The organism is Halomonas rhizosphaerae (assembly GCF_030010555.1).
Lineage (GTDB): Bacteria > Pseudomonadota > Gammaproteobacteria > Pseudomonadales > Halomonadaceae > Halomonas > Halomonas rhizosphaerae.
The window spans coordinates 96,135-114,001 of record NZ_JASCQP010000025.1; the positions used below are offsets into that span (position 1 = coordinate 96,135).

Below are 17,867 nucleotides of genomic sequence, written 5' to 3' on the forward strand. Positions count from 1 at the left end.
GGGTTTGACTAGACGACGCCGAAAGCGCCTATGATGGCGCAAGCACTCTCGCACGGCAGCCCCGATGACATCACCACCTGTTCGCTACCGACGTCTGCTCTTCACCTTGCTGCCACGTGTTCTGCACTTCCTGTGGCGTGTGTTGTGCGCCTTTCTGCGCAACCGCGGCATCCTGCTTGCCGGTGGCGTGGGTTATAACATCCTGCTCTCCATCGTGCCGCTGTTCGCCCTGATGGTGGTACTTCTGGCCGGCGTGGTCGACCAGCAGCACCTGCTCGAGGTGCTCACCGTCCAGGCACGCCACCTGGCCCCCGCCCATGCCGAGGTTCTGCTCGAGGCGGTCCGCACCCTCCTCGACTCCCGGGACGTGATCGGCATACTGGGCTTTCCTGTGCTGCTGCTGTTCAGTTCCTTCGCCTTTCGCATGCTCGAGGACGCCCTGGCGATCATCTTCCACGCGCCGGACACGCACCTGACCAGGCGCAGTGCCTGGGTCTCGGTGCTGCTGCCCTATGGCTTCATGCTGGTACTCGGGGCGGGCCTGCTGGCCCTGACCCTCCTGGTCAGCCTGGTCAGCTCGATGAATGCCCTGTGGGTAGCCCTCTTCGAGCGTGAACTGCCGCTGGCCGGCCTCTCCGAGCCGATGCTCAACCTGACCAGCTTCCTCGGCGTCTTCCTGCTGTTCAGCGCCATCTACAAGTTCCTGCCGGTGGTGAAGATCGCCCTGCGTCGCGCCGTGGTGGGCGGCTTCGTCGCCGCGCTGCTATGGGAGGGGGTGCGCCTGCTGCTGGTCTTCTACTTTGCCAACATCTCGCTGGTGAACGCGGTTTACGGCTCCCTGGCGACCCTGGTGGTCGTGCTGCTGAGCCTGGAAGTGGGGGCCATTATCCTGCTGCTCGGGGCCCAGGTCATTGCCGAACTGGAACGCAATGCGCGACTCGGCCTGGCCTGGCACATCGATCCCCGCCGCCAGGCCGTGACGCACGTCGACTAGTCTGTTCACGTTCAGAACGCGGCATGCACCATCAGCTGTCAGAACGTGGAAAGCCCCGTCGCCTCCATGACGCGATAACGCAGTCGTTGCCAGGCCGTGGTGTCGTCATGAGTCTCGAAGGGCTCGCTGGTGATCCGCTGCGGCGTATCCTGCCAACGACGCTCGAAGAATGCCGCGGCGTCGATCAGGGCCGGCGTCTCGGCGGGCCCCGCCAGGCGCACACTGGTCTCCAGGTTGAGATCGTCCAGGTTGCGCCGAGTGAAATTGGCAGAGCCGAGGATCATCTCGGCCTCGGCGCCGGCCTCGGCGGGACGGCGCAGCAGCAGCTTGCTGTGACACTGCTCGCCCCGACTGGCACACCAGCGCACCGGGATGCCAGCCTCATGGAGTTCGCGGGCCACGGGCCGGTTGGGAATTCCGCCCTTTTCCAGCCCGAAGGCATCGCGGTTGGGGTCGAGCAGCACGCGGAGGGCCACCCCGCGAGCATTGGCCGCCACCAGCGCGGCGATCACCTCCCGATGGGCCAGATAGAAGACGGCGATATCAAGCCGGTCACCCTCGCCGCTGGCCTCGATGGCTGCCAGCAGGGCATCGCGGATCGCGCCCTCGGTCAGCACCTGAAGCCTGGCCCGCTGGGGCGGCTCCTCGGGGCTATCGGGTGGCGTCGGTCCGGCCAGGCTCACGCCCGACCAGCCTGCCACCGGACGCTCGGAGGCCAGCAGGTCCAGTGCCGCCTCCCCTTCGAAGCGCAACGCCACGTTGCCGTGGAGGCTGCTGGCGTCGTGGGAATTGGCGGAGGTGACCAGTCCTGCCCAGCCATCGCCATGGTCCACCACCAGGGTCTTGCGATGGTTGGCATTGAAGTTGAGCAAGGCCAGGTAGCTGCGTAGCGGTACCCTCCCCGGCCCCAGGGCATTGGGCAGAAAGCCGCCGTCGCTGTCGTTGCCGAGCCAGCGCGGGCCCAGGTGCCAACCCCCGGACCAGAGCGGGTTGGAGGCCCGCAGCCGATTCAGGTCGGTAATTACCACCCTGACGCCGGCATCGCGCAGGGCCTGAAGATGATCGAGCTCCAGCCCTCCGTATAGGGTATTGAGCGGGTCGGTGATGACCACCGCCTCCAGGCCAGGGTGACGCCGCTTCTGCTCGAGCAGGGCATCGGTGACTTCCGCCGACAGCGGCCGGAACTCCTGGCCGTCGGCAGCGCCAGCAAAGTCATTGAACAGGAACATGTCGAGCACCAACAGACGCCGAGCCTGACCGATCAACGTCAGCACCTCATCGAAGATCTGCCGCCGGGTGTGGCGCTCCCCCGAGGGGGTATACCAGGTCTCGTCGGCGAGAAAGCGTACCTCGGCAGCAGCGCGTTCCGGGAAGGCCCGGGACACACCCTCGGGCAACGGCTTGTAGCTCTGCCAGGTCCCCATCCCGACCCAGGCCACCAGCAACGCCGTCACGATCCATGGCCACATTCGCCGCCTCCCCTGCCCCAGTTTCTGAATGCCGCCCATGAGGTCCTCAGTCGTTCGTGCCACCCCAGAGGGCGACGTCAACCGCCAGCATAGCGACAGGCCTTGCAAAAAGCAGTGCACCCGGCCGAAGCCGGGTGCCCATTTGACCGAAACAGGCCAGCTCAGTCCTGGCGGCGCAGTCGACGGCGACGCAGGATAAGGCGCGCCAGCCCCGCCAGGGAGGCCACGCCCAAGGCAACAATGCCGAGTACGGCCAGCATCGATGGGCTACCGGTATGGGCATGCACCGAGGGGGCTCCATGGCCCGAATGGGCCAGGGCCACAGTGGTCGGCAACATGGCAGCGGCCGAGATAGCGAAGCGGGTTATCGAAAAGACACGAACAGTCATGGGGCTGTCTCCTTGGTGATTAGGGATCATGGAAGGGCTCAGGCGGAGGCAGGCTGGGGCCGGCATCCCGGTGTCCGGCGCTCCGGCAACATGCCCCGGTCGAGGATGAAGCGGATGATGTCCTCCAGCCCGACGCCGTCGTAGAGGTTGGTGAATACGAAGGGGCGCTCGCCGCGCATCGTCTTCGAATCATGCGCCATGACGTCGAGCGAGGCATGCACCTGCTCGGCAATATCGATCTTGTTGATGATCAGCAGGTCCGACTTGGTGATGCCGGGCCCGCCCTTGCGCGGAATCTTGTCGCCGGCAGAGACATCGATCACATAGAGGGTCAGGTCTGACAGCTCAGGGCTGAAGGTCGCAGAGAGGTTGTCGCCGCCGGACTCTACCAGCACCAGTTCCAGGCCGGGATGGCGGGCCTGGAGATCGTCGATGGCTGCCAGGTTCATCGAGGCATCCTCGCGGATGGCGGTATGCGGACAGCCGCCGGTCTCCACCCCCAGGATGCGATCCGCCGGCAGGGCCTCGTGCTTGAGCAGGAAATCGGCATCCTCACGGGTGTAGATATCGTTGGTCACCACGGCGATATCATAGTGATCACGCAGCGCTCGGCAGAGCTGCTTGAGCAGGGCCGTCTTGCCCGAGCCCACCGGTCCACCAACGCCTACGCGCAGACAATGTGTCATGTCGTTCTCCTAGCTTCGGAACAGTCGTGAATACTGGGTCTCGTGCAGGGCACTACCCAGGGCCAGCCCGGGCAGAACCGGGCCCAGGTCGTCATCTTCCAGTGCCAGGGCCTGGTCCACGGCGGTCACCAGTGCCGGGCGTAACCGTTCCACCAGTCTCTGGGCAGCGGTATGGCCCAGAGGCAACGCCTTGCAGGCGACGGCCAGTTGGTTCTCCAGCCAGGCCCAGGCGAAGCCGAGCAGTGCCTGGCGCCTGGTCACGCCGCGTGCATGGGCCGTCCAGGCGAAGACGGTCACATAGCCAGCGCCCGGTGGCATCGCCGGCGACGCTCTCGAAGGGCCAGGGGGGTAAAGCCCCAGGCTCTCCAGGAGACGCGCCAGCGACGCGCCCAGCCGGCTGTCTTCGGCGGCGAGCTCGGCGGTCTCGCGGTTGGCGGCGAGCCAGGTGTCCCACTCGGCCAGCGCCGCGTGGTCGCCCACGCCCCAGGCTGCCTGCAGTCGGGCCAGCGCCGGCAGCTCGCAACGGGTCAGGCCATCCTCCAGCACGCCGTCGAGCCACTCGCCAAGGGTGGTCTCGTCGGTCACCCAGCCCAGCTCGAAGGCGCTCTCCAGTCCCTGGGAGAAGGCGAAGGCACCGATGGGCAGGGCCGGACTGACCAGCTGCAGCAATCCCAGCAGCGCCAGGTCATCGCCGTGACCCGCTCTCGACGGCAGCAAGGTGGCCTCAGTGGGCATGGGGGGGCGCGTGGTCATGATGGTGATCGTCGTGTGAGTGGCCAGGCGCGTGTGCATGAGCGTTTGAACCGGCATGCCCTTCCTGCGTCTGATAGGCGCCCGACTCCGGGTCGAAGGGAGCCTCATGGCGTTCGAGGCTAGCTCCCAGCCGTTCGGCCAGCGCCTCCAGCACATGATCCGGCGGGAAGCGCACGTAGCTACCCTGGTGGTCCTCGCCCAGCGCCAGCTGCACGTGCCGGTTGCCCAGATGGTAGGCAAGCCGGGCCAGGGGCAGCCCCGCTGCAATGCGGGCGGTGACCACCGGTTCCACGGCCGCCTTCACCCGCACGACCTCCCCGCTCTCGGCTCGCAGTCCTTCGCCGTCGCGCAGCACCGGGCCACGGTCCAGGAACAGGCCAAGAGAGAGACCGGCATCACTCGTTGCCTTGAGGCGGCCCAGCACACGCCGCTCATAGGGCAGCGTCAGGGTGTCGGTCGCACGGTTCGCCTCGATGGGCCCGAGGCGTTCGATCAGCATCAGCATGGGTATGTGCCTCCTCGCCGTCCGCCAGCCTTGCCCTCGCTCAACGCCCCGTGACCGAAACCCTGACACCCCGTGCGGACTCCCGCGGTCGGAAAGACGGCACATCCCTGTGCCGGCTTTCCTCGATCTTCATCCATGAAGATCGACCGCGTCGCTTCGCCCGTGGTGTCAGCGTTCACGCGAGGTCTCGCGATGACAAGCTGGCTTGGCGATGTCGTCATGGTTCAGAACAGGTGGTAGCGCTGGGCCAGGGGCAGCTCGGTGGCGGGCTCGCAGGTGAGAAGTTCACCGTCTGCATGTACCTCGTAGGTCTGGGGATCCACGGAGAGCTCGGGACAGGCCTCATTGAGCTTCATGTCGCCCTTCCGGACCAGCCTGACATCGCGGCAGGCGCTGAGCGCACTGCGCAGCCCGAGCCGCTCCCCGATGCCGGCCTCCAGCGCCGCCCGGCTGACGAAGGTCAGGCGCGTCTGGCTCGCTGCCCGGCCGAAGGCACCGAACATGTAGCGGTAGTGAACCGGCTGGGGCGTAGGGATCGAGGCGTTGGGGTCGCCCATGGGCGCGGCGGCGATCATGCCCCCCTTGAGGATCAGTGCCGGCTTGGTGCCGAAGAAGGCCGGTTTCCAGAGCACCAGGTCGGCCAGCTTGCCCACCTCGATGGAGCCCACCTCATGACTGATCCCGTGGGTGATGGCCGGATTGATGGTGTACTTGGCAATATAGCGCCGGGCCCGGACGTTATCGGCCCCCAGAGCCTTGTCCTCGGGCAGCAGGCCACGCTGGACCTTCATCTTGTGGGCGGTCTGCCAGGTGCGGCATACCACCTCGCCAACGCGCCCCATTGCCTGGGAATCCGAGGCAATCATCGAGATCACGCCCATGTCGTGGAGGATATCCTCGGCGGCGATGGTCTCGCGGCGGATGCGCGAGTCGGCGAAGGCCACATCCTCGGGAATCTTCGGATCGAGGTGGTGACAGACCATCAACATGTCGAGATGCTCATCGATGGTGTTAACGGTATAAGGTCGCGTCGGGTTGGTCGACGAGGGCAGTACATAATCCTTCGAGCAGGCCGTGATGATGTCCGGGGCATGGCCACCCCCGGCGCCCTCGGTGTGGTAAGTGTGGATGCAGCGCTCCCTGAAGGCCGCCAGGGTATCCTCCACGAAGCCCGACTCGTTGAGGGTATCGGTGTGGATCGCCACCTGGACGTCGTAGGCGTCGGCAACGGTAAGGCAGTTATCGATGGAGGCCGGGGTGGTCCCCCAGTCCTCGTGGAGCTTGAGCCCCATGGCCCCGGCCTCGAGTTGGGCCTCCAGCGCCTTGGGCAGGCTGGCATTGCCCTTGCCGAGAAAACCGATGTTCATCGGCATGTCGTCGACGGACTGGAGCATCTTGCCCAGGTGCCATTCCCCGGGGGTGCAGGTGGTGGCATTCGAGCCTGTCGCGGGCCCGGTTCCGCCCCCCAGCATGGTGGTGATGCCGCTCATCAGCGCCTCTTCCACCAGTTGGGGGCAGATGAAGTGGATATGGGCATCCAGGGCGCCGGCGGTGAGGATCTTGCCCTCCCCGGCGATGATCTCGGTGCCGGGCCCGATGACGATCTCCACATCGGGCTGGGTGTCGGGGTTGCCGGCCTTGCCGATGGCGGCGATGCGTCCTCCCTTGAGTCCCACATCGGCCTTGACGACCCCCCACCAGTCGAGGATCAGGGCATTGGTGATCACGGTATCCATGACCGCCTCGTCATGGCGCTGGCTCTGCCCCATGCCATCGCGAATCACCTTGCCACCGCCGAACTTCACCTCGTCGCCGTAGTGGGTGGCGTCGCGCTCCACCTCGATCCACAACTCGGTGTCGCCCAGGCGCACCCGATCGCCCACGGTGGGGCCGTACATGTCGGCATAGGCCTGTCTCGAGATTTTCATTGCACGTCTCCCTCCAGGCTGCCCATGACGGAGCCGCGAAACCCGTAGATGTGGCGTCGGCCGCCGTAGGGGATCAGCGTCACCTCGCGCATCTGACCGGGCTCGAAACGGATCGCGGTGCCGGCGGCCACGTCGAGGCGATAGCCGAGCGTCCTGTCACGATCGAAGCGCAGGGCCGCATTGGCCTCGGCGAAATGGTAGTGAGAGCCGACCTGGATGGGGCGATCGCCGGTATTGGCGACATCGACGGTAATGCGATCACGCCCCTCACAGAGCGCGATGTCACCGTCCTTCAAGAAATATTCACCGGGAATCATTGAGTTTTCCCTCTTCATTTTTGGCTGCTGTAGAAACAGCTAAAACTGCGCGAACGAAGGCCATTTTTCCCTCCCTAGACGATGGGCTCGTGGACGGTGACGAGCTTAGTGCCATCGGGAAAGGTCGCTTCCACCTGGACCTCATCAACCATCTCGGCCACGCCCTCCATGACGTCATCGCGCGTCAGGATCTCGCGGCCGACGTTCATCAGTTCCGCGACGCTGCGTCCATCCCGGGCACCCTCGAGAATCTCGAAGCTGATCAGTGCCACCGCCTCGGGATAATTGAGCTTGAGGCCACGCGCGCGGCGCCGTTCGGCCAGCTGGGCCGCCGAGAAGAGCAGCAGCTTGTCCTTGTCTCTGGGAGTCAGTTCCATGGGAGCCTCACAAGGTGAAGGGGGTGATCTTGGGTCATGACCACAAGGATCGCCGTACCTGTGGGAGCGCTGCTTGCAGCGCGAATGACAGTTGCACAAATCGCCGTGCAAGCACGGCTCCCACAGGACGGCAGCACGTTTCTCACAGTACCCAAACTACGTCAGCCAAATGCGCGGCGTATGGGCCGGCAGGCCGATCAAACGTGGCCGCAGGATTTCCCAGGCACGACGACACAGGTCCCAGGCCTCGTTACGCTCCTGGCCGAGGTAGCGCAGCAGCAGTACGCCGTGGCGCACCGTGACCGCGCACCGGGGAGACATCCCGGGCAGGCCTTCGCGCAGGGCGTCAACGGCTTCGCGTTCATCCTCGAGTCCCACCGCCCAGAGCGTAGCCTGCACGGTGGCCCCGCCCTGCCCCCAGTGGCCACGGAAGCGCGGGTGGCCAGGATCCAGCGGCTGACGCTCCAGCCAGAGTGGCCGACCATCCCGGGTCAGGCGGAAGCGCTGCTCGATGCGCCCCGAGGAAAAGGGCAAGTCGCTCGCCGGGCGGCCCAGGGCCATCACCTCCCAGCCCAGGCAGCGTGCCGACCCCGAAAGCGCGATGGTGGTGCGCTGTTCTCCTCGGGAGCCATCGAAGGCAATGGTTTCCTGTGGCAGCCACTCGAGTATCCCGCTGTCGGCGATGTCGAGGCGGGTGTGCTGTTGCCAGGCCACTCCATGGCTGTCGGCCTTGTAGAGCTTGTTGGCGGCGGGGGTCGTCAACAGCGCATGGGCATGTGCGCCGACCCCGGCGGTAATCGACAGGGCGTCACCGCTGACCAGGCCGCCGGGGGGATGCAGCAGGTAGACATGGCAGGCGCCGCCCTGGCCTTCGGGGTGGAAGGGACGCTGGACGCGCAGCGGACCCAGATGACGGGATCGCGCCATGCGGGTCACCCCCTCACGGGCCTCGAAGCCGAGCTCGAGAGAGGCCGCCCAATGGCGATCCGCATCGAAGCGGTGACCGGAATCGATCGGCAGCGGGGCATCCAGGGAAGACTCGAAGACGGTCATGGGCAGCTCATAGCCAGGTATCTCTGCCCAAGCATCAGCAAGGGATGTACCAGAATGGGGAAGCATGAGGTTTTTCTATTATATTCAGCGGCTTGAGAAAGAGGGCAGGCTCTCGGTAACGGACCACAACGTCTCATCGGGGTGCAGCCGACACGCCTCGCTGCCCCCTGAAGGTGCAGCCGCCCGGACAGTCGGGCCATAAACGAGCAAGGGGCCCTATGCACAAAGGACCCCTTGCTCCTTGCCTTCTGGCGCTCCCCGGCCTAAACCGTCAGGTGCTCCTTGATGAGTGCATCGGACAACTCATCGATCCTGCCCCTGGCCATGGGGCGTCCGCGGTCCATGATCACGAAGCGGTCGGCATATCGGCGGGCGAAGGGCAGCTTCTGCTCCACCAGCAACACGCTCAGACCATCCTCCTGAATCAGTCGACGAATGACCTCACCGATCTGGGCCACGATATTGGGCTGGATGCCCTCCCCCGGCTCATCGAGGATCAGCAGCCTCGGTTCCAGCACCAGCGCCCGGCCGATGGCCAGCTGCTGCTGCTGCCCTCCCGAGAGGTCACCGCCGCGACGATGCTTCATCTCCTCGAGGACGGGAAAGAGCTCATAGACGCGCGACGGAATGTGCTTGAGCCCATCCGTCCTCGCCGCCAGGCCGGTGCGCAGGTTCTCCTCCACGGTGAGCAGGGGGAAGATCTGCCGTCCCTGAGGCACGTACCCGATCCCCAGCCGTGCGCGTTCCTCCACCCGCCGCCTGGTCAGTTCGATGCCATCGTCATAGAGGATGCTGCCCGAGGCGACCGTCACCTCACCCATGATGGCCTTCATCAGTGTGGTCTTGCCTACCCCGTTGCGGCCCATCACGCAGGTGCACTCGGCGGCCGGCACGGTCAGGTCGAGGTCCCACAGGGTGTGACTCTCGCCGTAGAACTGGTTGAGCGTGTCGATGGTCAGCATCAGGCGGCCTCCTCGTCGGGATCGGCGCCCAGGTAAACCTCGACGACCTTGGGATCGCGGGAGACCTGATCCATGCTGCCCTCGGCCAGCACGCTGCCCTGATGCAGCACCGTCACCGTGCGGGCGATCGAGCGCACGAAGCCCATGTCGTGCTCCACCACCACCACGGACTGCTTGCCCTTTCCGGCCAGGCTGGTCAGCAACTCCGCGGTGCGCTCCATCTCCTGCTCGGTCATGCCTGCCACCGGCTCGTCCACCAGCAGCAGTCGCGGACGCTGCATCAGCAGCATGCCGATCTCCAGCCACTGCTTCTGCCCGTGGGAGAGGATGCCCGCCGGGTGGTGGCGTGTCGCCACCAGACCGGTGGTCGCGAGCACCTCCTCGATGCGGTCACGGACCTCGCCGGTCATCCGGGCGGTAAGCGTGGGCAGGATGCGTTTGTCGGCCGCCATGGCCAGCTCCAGGTTCTCGAACACCGTCAGCGCCTCGAAGACCGTCGGCTTCTGAAACTTTCGCCCGATGCCGAGGCTGGCGATTTCGGGCTCGCTCATGGCCAGGAGGTCATGCCGGCTGCCGAACCAGACCGAGCCGCTGTCGGGCCGCGTCTTGCCGGTAATGATGTCCATCATGGTGGTCTTGCCCGCACCATTGGGCCCGATGATGCAACGCAGCTCGCCGTCGTCGATGGTCAGGTTCAAATCATTGATGGCCTTGAAGCCATCAAAGCTGACGGTGACATCCTCGACATAGAGGATCGGCCCGTGGCGAACATCGACCGGTGATCTGGCGGGGACCAGGAAGTCGAAGACGCGATCACGATCGGCCAGAGAATGCAGAATGTTCATGCGGAGGCCTCCCCGGGAGTAGATGACTGGGCAGCGGGCTTTCGCTTGAGGCGCCGGGGTGTCAGGCGATAGGCGAGCAAGCCGGCTATGCCCTTGGGCAGCAGCACCGTAACCAGCACGAAAAGGCCACCGAGGGCGAACAGCCAGGCATCAGGCATCACCCCGGTGAAGACCGTCTTGGCGTAGTTGACCAGAATGGCACCAATGACCGCCCCGTAGAGGGTGGCCCGCCCGCCCAGCGCGACCCATAGCACGATTTCGATCGAGAAGATCGGCGAGAACTCGCTTGGATTGATGATGCCCACCTGGGGCACGTAGAGGGCGCCGGCCACCCCGGCCAGCATCGCCGAAACCACGAAGACGAAGAGCTGAAAGCGTTCGACCCGGTAGCCGAGGAAACGCGTGCGCGCTTCGGCGTCGCGGGTAGCCACGCTGACCCGGCCCAGCTTGCTGGCGACGATCGCCCGGCACAGCACATACCCCAGCGCCAGCGCGATCCCGGTGGCAAGGAACAGCCCGAGCCGGGTGGCATCGCTGCGCAGGTCGAAGCCCAGCAGCTCCCTGAAGTCGGTGAGACCGTTGTTGCCACCGAACCCCATCTCGTTGCGGAAGAAGGCCAGCATCAGGGCGAAGGTCAGCGCCTGGGTGATGATCGACAGGTACACCCCCGTGACCCGGGAACGGAAGGCCAGGAAACCGAACACCAGGGCCAGCAGGCCCGGCGCCAGCAGCACCATCAGGAAGGCGAACCAGGCCATGTCGAAGCCCAGCCAGTACCAGGGCAGCGCCTCCCAGTCGAGGAACACCATGAAATCCGGCAGCACCGGATCACCATAGGTGCCCCGGTCGCCGATCTGGCGCATCAGGTACATCCCCATGGCATAGCCGCCCAGGGCGAAGAAGGCCCCGTGCCCCAGGCTCAGGATACCGAGATAGCCCCATACCAGGTCCACGGCTACCGCCAGCAGTGCATAGCTCAGGTACTTGCCGAGCAGCGTCACGGTGTAGGTCGAGACATGCAGCGGATGACCCGCCGGCAGCATCAGGTTGAGCAGCGTCACCGTTGCCAGAGCGGCGAGCAGGATCCCCAGGAAGAGCTGCGTCGAACGTTCACGAAATGGTCTTGTCAGCCACATGACGAATCAGCCCTCCGCCGCCCGGCCCTTCTGCGGAAAGAGTCCGCGGGGGCGCTTCTGGATGAACAGGATGATGAACACGAGCACCAGGATCTTGGCCAGCACGGCACCTGCCCAGGGTTCGAGGACCTGGTTGATCACGCCCAGCGAGAGCCCGGCCACAAGGGTACCCCACAGGTTTCCGACGCCGCCGAAGACCACCACCATGAAGGAGTCGATGATGTAGTTCTGGCCCAGGTTGGGCCCCACGTTGGTGAGCTGGGAGAGCGCCACGCCGGCGAGCCCGGCCACGCCCGACCCCAGGGCGAAGGTCATGATGTCCACACGGGTCGCCCGAATGCCCATGGAGCGTGCCATGGCGCGATTCTGGGTCACCGCCCGCACCTCGAGCCCCAGGCGTGTGCGTCGCATCACCAGCATCAGGCCGGCGAACACCACCAGCGCAAAGCCCAGCACGTAGAGGCGGTTGAGGGTCAGCGAGAGCCCCTCATTGATCATGATCGAGCCGCTCATCCACTCCGGAGTGACCACGGTGCGATTCAGCGGCGAGATCACGGTGCGCACCAGCTGCTGGAGGATCAGGCTAACACCGAAGGTGGCCAGCAGAGTCTCCAGAGGACGGCCCTTGAGGAACTGGATCACGCCGCGTTCGATGGCAATACCGGCCAACGCCGCCACCAGGAAACCGGCAGGAATCGACAGCACCATCGCCAGTCCCGGCTGGCCAGGCATCAGCTGCTGCATGGCCCAGGTGGTGTAGGCGCCGAGCATGATCAGCTCGCCATGGGCCATGTTGATGACGCCCATGACGCCAAAGGTGATGGCGAGCCCGATGGCCGCCAGCACAAGTACCGAGCCAAGCGACAGGCCGAAGTATAGGGTCTCGAGTCCTCGATTGAGCTTCATCTTCTGCTCGATATCGGCCAGGGCCGAGGTCGCAGCGGCGGCGAGCCCAGGGTCCTCGCTGCGACTGGCGGTATTCAGCGCCGAGCGTACCCGGGAATTCAAACTGCCCGCCAGGGCGTCCACCGCCGCCAGGTCACCCTCTTCCAGGCGATGGATCGCCAGCGCCTGTTGGAGCAGGCGGCGAACCTCGGCATCCTCCTCGGCGTCGATCACCACCGTCAGTGGCTCGGCAAGGGTGGCATCGACGTCGCCGAGCAGGGCGCGAGCCGCCTGGCGGCGTTCGCTGACCCCATCGGCCTGCAGGTCAAGCACCGCCAGCGCGCCCTGCAACTGGCCACGCAGGGCGTTGTTGATGCCGAGCCGATCAAGGTCGCGCCTCGACATCTCGCCGAGGGCCTCGCCCGTCAGGGCATCGACCACCGGCCAGTCACGGCCCCGGTTCTCGAGCACCACGACAAAGCGGCCCGTCTCCTTGTGTCGCTGCAGCTTGCCGCCCAGCAGCGCCTCCAGCCAGCCACGACTGCGCTCGTCGCCACTGGTAATGATGGCCTCGATGGCCACACCCATCTGGGCGTAGGACGAGGCATCGAGTGACTCGAGGAGCTGCTGGCCGTCGTCATCCTGCGCATTGGCCGCCAACGGCAGACAGGCCAGCAGGCACAGGACCAGCATCCGCCTGAGACAAGGGGGGATCTTCATGGGGAATTCCTGGCAATGATCGTCGAGTGGCGTGTCATCGCCACCGGGTCAGGCGCTGACCCGGTGGCAGACCGGTCCTATTCGTCTGCGGAGGCGACCTCTTCCTGGGCCTCGCTCCCACCGCAGCTACCCTTCACGACGTTGTAGTTGCCGCACTCCATGGGCTTGCGCCAGTCGCTGATCAGGTCCCTGGATCCCTCCAGATAGTCTGACCAGGCATCACCGGCCACCGTGGACGGGGTCTCCCAGACGATGGAGAACTGACCATTGTCCTGGATCTCGCCGATCAGCACCGGCTTGGTAATGTGGTGGTTGGGCATCATGGCCGCATAGCCACCGGAGAGATTGGGCACGCTGACACCGATGATCGCGTCCTTGACCGCGTCGACGTCGGTGGTGCCGGCCTTGCGCACTGCCTCGGCCCACATGTTGAAGCCGATGTAATGGGCTTCCATGGGATCGTTGGTCACCGCCATCTCGTCCCCGGTGTATTCGATCCAGGCGTCGATGAAGTCGTAGTTGGCATCGGTATCGACGCTCATGAAGTAGTTCCAGGCCGCCAGATGCCCGACCAGCGGCGCCGTGTCGATGCCGGTCAGCTCCTGCTCGCCCACCGAGAAGGCCACCACCGGGATGTCGGCGGCATCGATACCCTGGTTGCCGAGTTCCCGGTAGAAGGGCACGTTGGCGTCTCCGTTGATCGTCGAGACCACGGCGGTCTTCTTGCCCTCACTGCCGAACTCCTTGATCTCGGAGACGATGTTCTGCCAGTCCGAGTGCCCGAAGGGCGTGTAGTTGACCATTATGTCGTCTTCCGCGACCCCGAACTCGTCCTTCAGGTAGGCCTCGAGGATCTTGTTGGTGGTGCGCGGATAGACGTAGTCGGTGCCGGCCAGTACCCAGCGTTCAACGCCGACGTTGTTCATCAGGTAATTCACCGCGGGGATCGCTTGCTGGTTGGGCGCCGCGCCAGTGTAGAAGACGTTTTCGGAGGACTCCTCGCCCTCGTACTGCACCGGATAGAAGAGCAGGCCATTGAGCTCCTCGACCACCGGCAACACCGACTTGCGCGATACCGATGTCCAGTTGCCGAAGATGACGTCAACCTCCTCCTGGGCCAGCAGTTCGCGCGCCTTCTCGGCAAACAGCGGCCAGTCGGAGGCCGGGTCCACCACCACGGCTTCCAGTTCACGTCCGAGCAGGCCGCCCTGGGCGTTCTGCTGCTCGATCAGCATCTCGACGGTGTCCTTGAGCACCGTCTCGCTGATGGCCATGGTGCCGGAGAGAGAGTGCAGGATGCCCACCTTGATGGGGTCTTCCTGGGACAGGGCGGGTGTGGCGACGGCCGCACTCAGCAGCGGAACGGCCAGCCAACGGGAAGTGCGATTCACGGAGGACGGGATCATGGGATCTCCTTGCGATCGATGTTGTTGTCAATGAGTCCAGCGAGGGAGAACATCGCGGGATGTCTCTCACCGCTGTCGCAAGGGATGTGCCATATCAGCACGATGCCGGTTTTTATCCTTTCATTCAGATAGTTGGATGAACGCCCCCGAAGGACCGGAGGCATCACAAGGCGATATCCTGGTGCAAGGGGCACACCGCCCTGCCCCACGATCGTCTATGCCTCTGGTGCAACGCACCGTCGTGACGCAGGAGGGCCAACACGCAAAACGGGGGCGCCGGCTCGGCCGGCGCCCCCGATAGGCAGTGACGATGGGGCCGAGGCTCAGTCGCCCTCGGGACCGCCCGTGCCGGTGGTGACCCGCATCCGACGGCGCAGGACCGGGCCGACGATGTAGGGCAGGATCAGCCCCAGGCCGGCGAACACCCACAGCCCGATGGCCAACCCGCTATCCCACAGGATGGTCCAGTCACCATCGGAGATGTCCATGGCATGGCGCAGGTTCTTCTCCATCTCCGGCCCCAGCAGCAGGCCGAGGATAATCGGTACCAGCGGAATCTCCAACTTGCGGAAGATATACCCGGCAACACCGAAGGCCACCATGAAGTAGAGATCAAAGACGGTGTTGCTGATCGAGTAGATGCCCACGAAAGCGATCATGGTGACCACCGGCAGCAGGAACATCGGCGGCACCGAGAGCAGCTTGACGAAGATGCCCACCAGCGGAATATTCAGAATCAGCAGCAGGAAGTTACCGATCAGCAGCGCAGCGATCACGCCCCAGACGATATCGGCATTCTGGGTGAACATCAGCGGCCCGGGCGTGATGTTGAGCGAGATCAGCAGCGCCAGCAGCACCGCAGTGGTGCCGCTGCCCGGCACGCCGAGGGTCAACATGGGCACCAGGGCGCCGCTGGAGGCGCCATTGTTGCCGGCCTCGGGGCCGGCCACGCCGCGCGGGTCACCCTGGCCGAAGTAGCCCTTCTTGCCGACTATCTTCTTCTCGAGGGTATAGCCGATAAAGCTGCCCAGCGAGGCGCCGGCACCGGGCAGGACGCCGGCAATGAAGCCCAGCACGCCACCCCGGAAGCTGGAAGGCAGGATGTTGCGGATATCCTTCCATTTCAGCGTAAGCTTGTTCACGGCCATCTTTTCCTTGCCGCCGCCGGCCTTCTCTTCAATGAAGAACAGCAACTCGGAGATGGCGAATAACCCGACGATGGCGATGATGAAGTCCACGCCCTCGTAGAGCTCCAGGGTGCCGAAGGTGTAGCGTTGCACCCCGGTGGAGTCGATGCCCACGGTGGCGATCATCAGGCCGATGGCGGCGGCCACCACGGTCTTCATGGGGTTCTTGCCGGTGATGCCACCAAGGGTGGCAAAGGCCAGCAGGAACAGCGCGAAGTACTCGGCCGGGCCGAAGGTCAGGGCGAAATCCGCCAGCAGAGGCGCCAGCAGGATCAGGCCGATGGTGGCGACCAGGCTGCCGATGAAGGAGGCCACGGCGGAGATCGCCAGCGCCTCGGAGGCCTTGCCCTGCTGGGCCATGGGATAGCCGTCGAGGCAGGTCATCATCGCCGGTTCGTCACCGGGGATGTTCAACAGGATCGACGAAATGCGTCCGCCATACATGGCGCCGGCATAGACCGACGTGAGCATGATCATCGCGGTTTCCGGGGCGAGCCCCAGGGTGAAGGCCAGCGGAATCAGGATCGCCACCCCGTTGGCCGGCCCCAGGCCCGGCAGCGCCCCGATCAGGGTGCCGAGGAAGGCACCGAGTAGCGCGAACATCAGGTTGTGCGGCGCCAGGGCGACGCCAAACCCATCCATCAAGAAGCCAAGCGTTTCCATCAACTCACCTCCAGGAATGACAGCAGGCCCAGCGGCAGCGACAGATCGAGGGCGAAGTTGAACAGCAGGAACACCACCACCCCGGAAATTGCCCCGGTGGCGTAGGCCTTGACCGGACGCGATCCCATGCGCCAGCACAGGGTTCCCACGGCGAGGGTCGTGCTGATGATGAAGCCGAGTGGCTGAAGCAACATGGCATAGAGGATCAGCACCACCACGGCGACGATGAGCTCGATACCGGTGCGGCTCCAGGGCCACGCATGGTCTGGATCCGGCCGTACGACCATGTAAAGGCTGGAGAGCCCCAGTACGACGGCCAGCAGGCGGGGAAAGGTCTCGGGGCCGACTGCCTCGGCCCCGCCGAAGGGTTCGTTGAACTGAGTGGTGCCCCAGCCGTACGCGACGGCCAGGACGATCATCAGTATTCCGAAGATACGATCGTTATAGGTCATTCCTGAATCAGCCCGATGTCCTTGGAGAGAGTCTCGATCTCTTCGATCTGGTTCATGACGAATGTCTCGAATTCCCCGGCGCTCATGTGGAAGGGCATCAGACCATTCTGCTTCATGACGCTCTGCCACTCCTCGCTTTCATAGATGGTGTCCATGGCGTCGACCCAGTACTGCTTGGCGTCGTCAGAGATGTCAGCCGGCATATAGAAGCCGCGCCAGTTGGGCCCCAGGGCATCGACCCCCTGCTCCATGGCAGTCGGAATATCCTCGAACTCGCCGGGCAGACGCTCCTCGGAAAGCACCGCGAGTACCTTGAGATCACCGGACTCCATGAACCCCTGCGCCTCGGTGATATCGCCAGTGAAGGCATCGACGTGGCCGCCGATCACCTGGGTCAGGGCCTCGCCGCCGTTGTTGTACGACAGGTAAGGAATCCGCGGCAGGTTCTCGACATCGGCAGCCTGGGCGGCAATCAATACCTTGAGGTGGTCCCAGCCGCCCTTGGCGCTGCCGCCGGCGAACTTGACGCTGCGCGGGTCTTCCTTGAGGGCCTCCATCAGGTCGTTGAGGTCTTCGTGCTCGGAATCGGCCGCTACAGCGATGATGCCGTAGTCGGCCCCCAGGGCGCCGATCCAGTTGACCATGTCGGCGGTCATGTTGGGGAACTGGCCCTGAGCCAGGCGGGTCGTGGTGGCAGTCGAGGCGGCCACCAGCAGCTGTTCATCACCGGCACGCTTGCTGATGGTGTGACCGAAGGCCACGCCACCGCCCGCACCGGCCATGTTGATGGTCTGGACGCTGCGCGGGACGATATCCAGATCTTCCATCACCTTGCCGACACTGCGGCAGGTGAAGTCCCAGCCGCCGCCCGGATCGGCGGGTGCCAGGCATTCCACCTTGCCCTGGGGCTCGAAGGCGAAGGTCGAGGCGGCGGTGGTCGCCAGAACGGCGACGGCGACCAGCTGGACGGGGCGCTTGAGATTCATGGCGGCGTTCCTCCTGATGTCATGCTTGTGTGATTGTTGGCTTGCGGAACCTGTCAGCTTTCCTTACAATTCTGTAAGGCAGAACATCGTTCCTCAGGGTGGAAAGTTAGGCTTGGCGTTGACGGACGTCAACGCCTGAGGCTCCGATTACGAC

18 protein-coding genes are annotated in these 17,867 nt (G+C 64.8%); 1 reads left to right on the top strand and 17 read right to left on the bottom strand.

All coding sequences use genetic code 11. The features are described 5' to 3' along the window. Positions 1–64: 64 nt before the first annotated feature. Positions 65–994, top strand: a complete 930-nt coding sequence (locus QLQ83_RS09970; RefSeq protein WP_282735372.1) for a YihY/virulence factor BrkB family protein — start codon at positions 65–67, stop codon at positions 992–994. A 38-nt stretch (positions 995–1,032) separates the two neighbouring features. Here the strand turns inward: QLQ83_RS09970 and QLQ83_RS09975 are convergent, their stop codons facing one another. The 17 genes from QLQ83_RS09975 to QLQ83_RS10055 form a co-directional block, all read right to left on the bottom strand. Next, entirely contained in the window at positions 1,033–2,463 is a 1,431-nt protein-coding gene (locus QLQ83_RS09975) for a phospholipase D-like domain-containing protein (RefSeq protein WP_282735373.1), read from the bottom strand. Between the two features lie 161 nt (positions 2,464–2,624). Further along, positions 2,625–2,852, bottom strand: a complete 228-nt coding sequence (locus QLQ83_RS09980; protein WP_282735374.1) for a hypothetical protein — start codon at positions 2,850–2,852, stop codon at positions 2,625–2,627. A 38-nt stretch (positions 2,853–2,890) separates the two neighbouring features. Further along, positions 2,891–3,538, bottom strand: coding sequence for an urease accessory protein UreG (gene ureG / locus QLQ83_RS09985; RefSeq protein ID WP_282735375.1), 648 nt, complete (start codon positions 3,536–3,538; stop codon positions 2,891–2,893). Positions 3,539–3,547: 9 nt separating this feature from the next. Next, positions 3,548–4,273 (bottom strand): urease accessory protein UreF, encoded by a 726-nt coding sequence (locus QLQ83_RS09990; protein ID WP_282735401.1) that lies wholly within the window; start codon positions 4,271–4,273, stop codon positions 3,548–3,550. Further along, entirely contained in the window at positions 4,263–4,796 is a 534-nt protein-coding gene (ureE, locus tag QLQ83_RS09995; protein WP_282735376.1) for an urease accessory protein UreE, read from the bottom strand. Before ureE ends, QLQ83_RS09990 begins: the two co-directional genes overlap by 11 nt. 224 nt (positions 4,797–5,020) lie before the next feature. After that, positions 5,021–6,724: an urease subunit alpha gene (gene ureC, locus QLQ83_RS10000; protein WP_282735377.1), complete on the bottom strand. Its 1,704-nt coding sequence runs from the start codon at positions 6,722–6,724 to the stop codon at positions 5,021–5,023. After that, positions 6,721–7,041, bottom strand: a complete 321-nt coding sequence (locus QLQ83_RS10005) for an urease subunit beta (RefSeq protein ID WP_282735378.1) — start codon at positions 7,039–7,041, stop codon at positions 6,721–6,723. Before QLQ83_RS10005 ends, ureC begins: the two co-directional genes overlap by 4 nt. A gap of 74 nt (positions 7,042–7,115) precedes the next feature. Next, positions 7,116–7,418 (bottom strand): urease subunit gamma, encoded by a 303-nt coding sequence (locus QLQ83_RS10010; protein ID WP_282735379.1) that lies wholly within the window; start codon positions 7,416–7,418, stop codon positions 7,116–7,118. A 156-nt stretch (positions 7,419–7,574) separates the two neighbouring features. Then, on the bottom strand, positions 7,575–8,471 hold the full coding sequence (locus QLQ83_RS10015) for an urease accessory protein UreD (protein ID WP_282735380.1): 897 nt from the start codon (positions 8,469–8,471) through the stop codon (positions 7,575–7,577). A gap of 263 nt (positions 8,472–8,734) precedes the next feature. After that, positions 8,735–9,433, bottom strand: a complete 699-nt coding sequence (urtE, locus tag QLQ83_RS10020) for an urea ABC transporter ATP-binding subunit UrtE (protein ID WP_282735381.1) — start codon at positions 9,431–9,433, stop codon at positions 8,735–8,737. Further along, positions 9,433–10,278 carry an urea ABC transporter ATP-binding protein UrtD gene (gene urtD / locus QLQ83_RS10025; RefSeq protein ID WP_282735382.1) on the bottom strand — a complete coding sequence of 282 codons (846 nt, stop codon included), beginning with the start codon at positions 10,276–10,278 and terminating at the stop codon, positions 9,433–9,435. The genes urtE and urtD overlap by 1 nt, the downstream gene beginning before the upstream one ends. Then, complete coding sequence (urtC, locus tag QLQ83_RS10030) at positions 10,275–11,414, bottom strand: urea ABC transporter permease subunit UrtC (RefSeq protein ID WP_282735383.1); 1,140 nt, start codon at positions 11,412–11,414, stop codon at positions 10,275–10,277. The genes urtD and urtC overlap by 4 nt, the downstream gene beginning before the upstream one ends. Before the next feature lie 6 nt (positions 11,415–11,420). Continuing rightward, the gene (urtB, locus tag QLQ83_RS10035) at positions 11,421–13,019 is read right to left on the bottom strand and encodes an urea ABC transporter permease subunit UrtB (protein WP_411971126.1); all 1,599 of its coding nucleotides are present in this window, start codon (positions 13,017–13,019) and stop codon (positions 11,421–11,423) included. A 77-nt stretch (positions 13,020–13,096) separates the two neighbouring features. After that, complete coding sequence (gene urtA, locus QLQ83_RS10040; protein WP_282735384.1) at positions 13,097–14,425, bottom strand: urea ABC transporter substrate-binding protein; 1,329 nt, start codon at positions 14,423–14,425, stop codon at positions 13,097–13,099. A gap of 323 nt (positions 14,426–14,748) precedes the next feature. Then, on the bottom strand, positions 14,749–16,275 hold the full coding sequence (locus tag QLQ83_RS10045; RefSeq protein WP_282735385.1) for a tripartite tricarboxylate transporter permease: 1,527 nt from the start codon (positions 16,273–16,275) through the stop codon (positions 14,749–14,751). Then, complete coding sequence (locus QLQ83_RS10050) at positions 16,275–16,727, bottom strand: tripartite tricarboxylate transporter TctB family protein (RefSeq protein ID WP_282735386.1); 453 nt, start codon at positions 16,725–16,727, stop codon at positions 16,275–16,277. Before QLQ83_RS10050 ends, QLQ83_RS10045 begins: the two co-directional genes overlap by 1 nt. Next, positions 16,724–17,713 (bottom strand): Bug family tripartite tricarboxylate transporter substrate binding protein, encoded by a 990-nt coding sequence (locus tag QLQ83_RS10055; RefSeq protein WP_282735387.1) that lies wholly within the window; start codon positions 17,711–17,713, stop codon positions 16,724–16,726. The genes QLQ83_RS10050 and QLQ83_RS10055 overlap by 4 nt, the downstream gene beginning before the upstream one ends. Positions 17,714–17,867: the final 154 nt, after the last annotated feature.

Excerpts from the sequence above, each read along its gene's own strand:
- QLQ83_RS10005 (WP_282735378.1), bottom strand. The coding sequence starts at position 7,041 with ATGATTCCCGGTGAATATTTCTTGAAGGACGGTGACATCGCGCTCTGT.
- QLQ83_RS09970 (WP_282735372.1), top strand. The coding sequence starts at position 65 with ATGACATCACCACCTGTTCGCTACCGACGTCTGCTCTTCACCTTGCTG.
- QLQ83_RS10050 (WP_282735386.1), bottom strand. The coding sequence starts at position 16,727 with ATGACCTATAACGATCGTATCTTCGGAATACTGATGATCGTCCTGGCC.
- QLQ83_RS09975 (WP_282735373.1), bottom strand. The coding sequence starts at position 2,463 with ATGTGGCCATGGATCGTGACGGCGTTGCTGGTGGCCTGGGTCGGGATG.
- QLQ83_RS09990 (WP_282735401.1), bottom strand. The coding sequence starts at position 4,273 with ATGCCCACTGAGGCCACCTTGCTGCCGTCGAGAGCGGGTCACGGCGAT.
- urtC (WP_282735383.1), bottom strand. The coding sequence starts at position 11,414 with ATGTGGCTGACAAGACCATTTCGTGAACGTTCGACGCAGCTCTTCCTG.
- ureG (WP_282735375.1), bottom strand. The coding sequence starts at position 3,538 with ATGACACATTGTCTGCGCGTAGGCGTTGGTGGACCGGTGGGCTCGGGC.
- urtE (WP_282735381.1), bottom strand. The coding sequence starts at position 9,433 with ATGCTGACCATCGACACGCTCAACCAGTTCTACGGCGAGAGTCACACC.
- QLQ83_RS09980 (WP_282735374.1), bottom strand. The coding sequence starts at position 2,852 with ATGACTGTTCGTGTCTTTTCGATAACCCGCTTCGCTATCTCGGCCGCT.
- QLQ83_RS10015 (WP_282735380.1), bottom strand. The coding sequence starts at position 8,471 with ATGACCGTCTTCGAGTCTTCCCTGGATGCCCCGCTGCCGATCGATTCC.
- ureC (WP_282735377.1), bottom strand. The coding sequence starts at position 6,724 with ATGAAAATCTCGAGACAGGCCTATGCCGACATGTACGGCCCCACCGTG.
- urtD (WP_282735382.1), bottom strand. The coding sequence starts at position 10,278 with ATGAACATTCTGCATTCTCTGGCCGATCGTGATCGCGTCTTCGACTTC.
- urtB (WP_411971126.1), bottom strand. The coding sequence starts at position 13,019 with ATGAAGATCCCCCCTTGTCTCAGGCGGATGCTGGTCCTGTGCCTGCTG.
- ureE (WP_282735376.1), bottom strand. The coding sequence starts at position 4,796 with ATGCTGATGCTGATCGAACGCCTCGGGCCCATCGAGGCGAACCGTGCG.
- QLQ83_RS10010 (WP_282735379.1), bottom strand. The coding sequence starts at position 7,418 with ATGGAACTGACTCCCAGAGACAAGGACAAGCTGCTGCTCTTCTCGGCG.
- QLQ83_RS10055 (WP_282735387.1), bottom strand. The coding sequence starts at position 17,713 with ATGAATCTCAAGCGCCCCGTCCAGCTGGTCGCCGTCGCCGTTCTGGCG.
- QLQ83_RS10045 (WP_282735385.1), bottom strand. The coding sequence starts at position 16,275 with ATGGAAACGCTTGGCTTCTTGATGGATGGGTTTGGCGTCGCCCTGGCG.
- urtA (WP_282735384.1), bottom strand. The coding sequence starts at position 14,425 with ATGATCCCGTCCTCCGTGAATCGCACTTCCCGTTGGCTGGCCGTTCCG.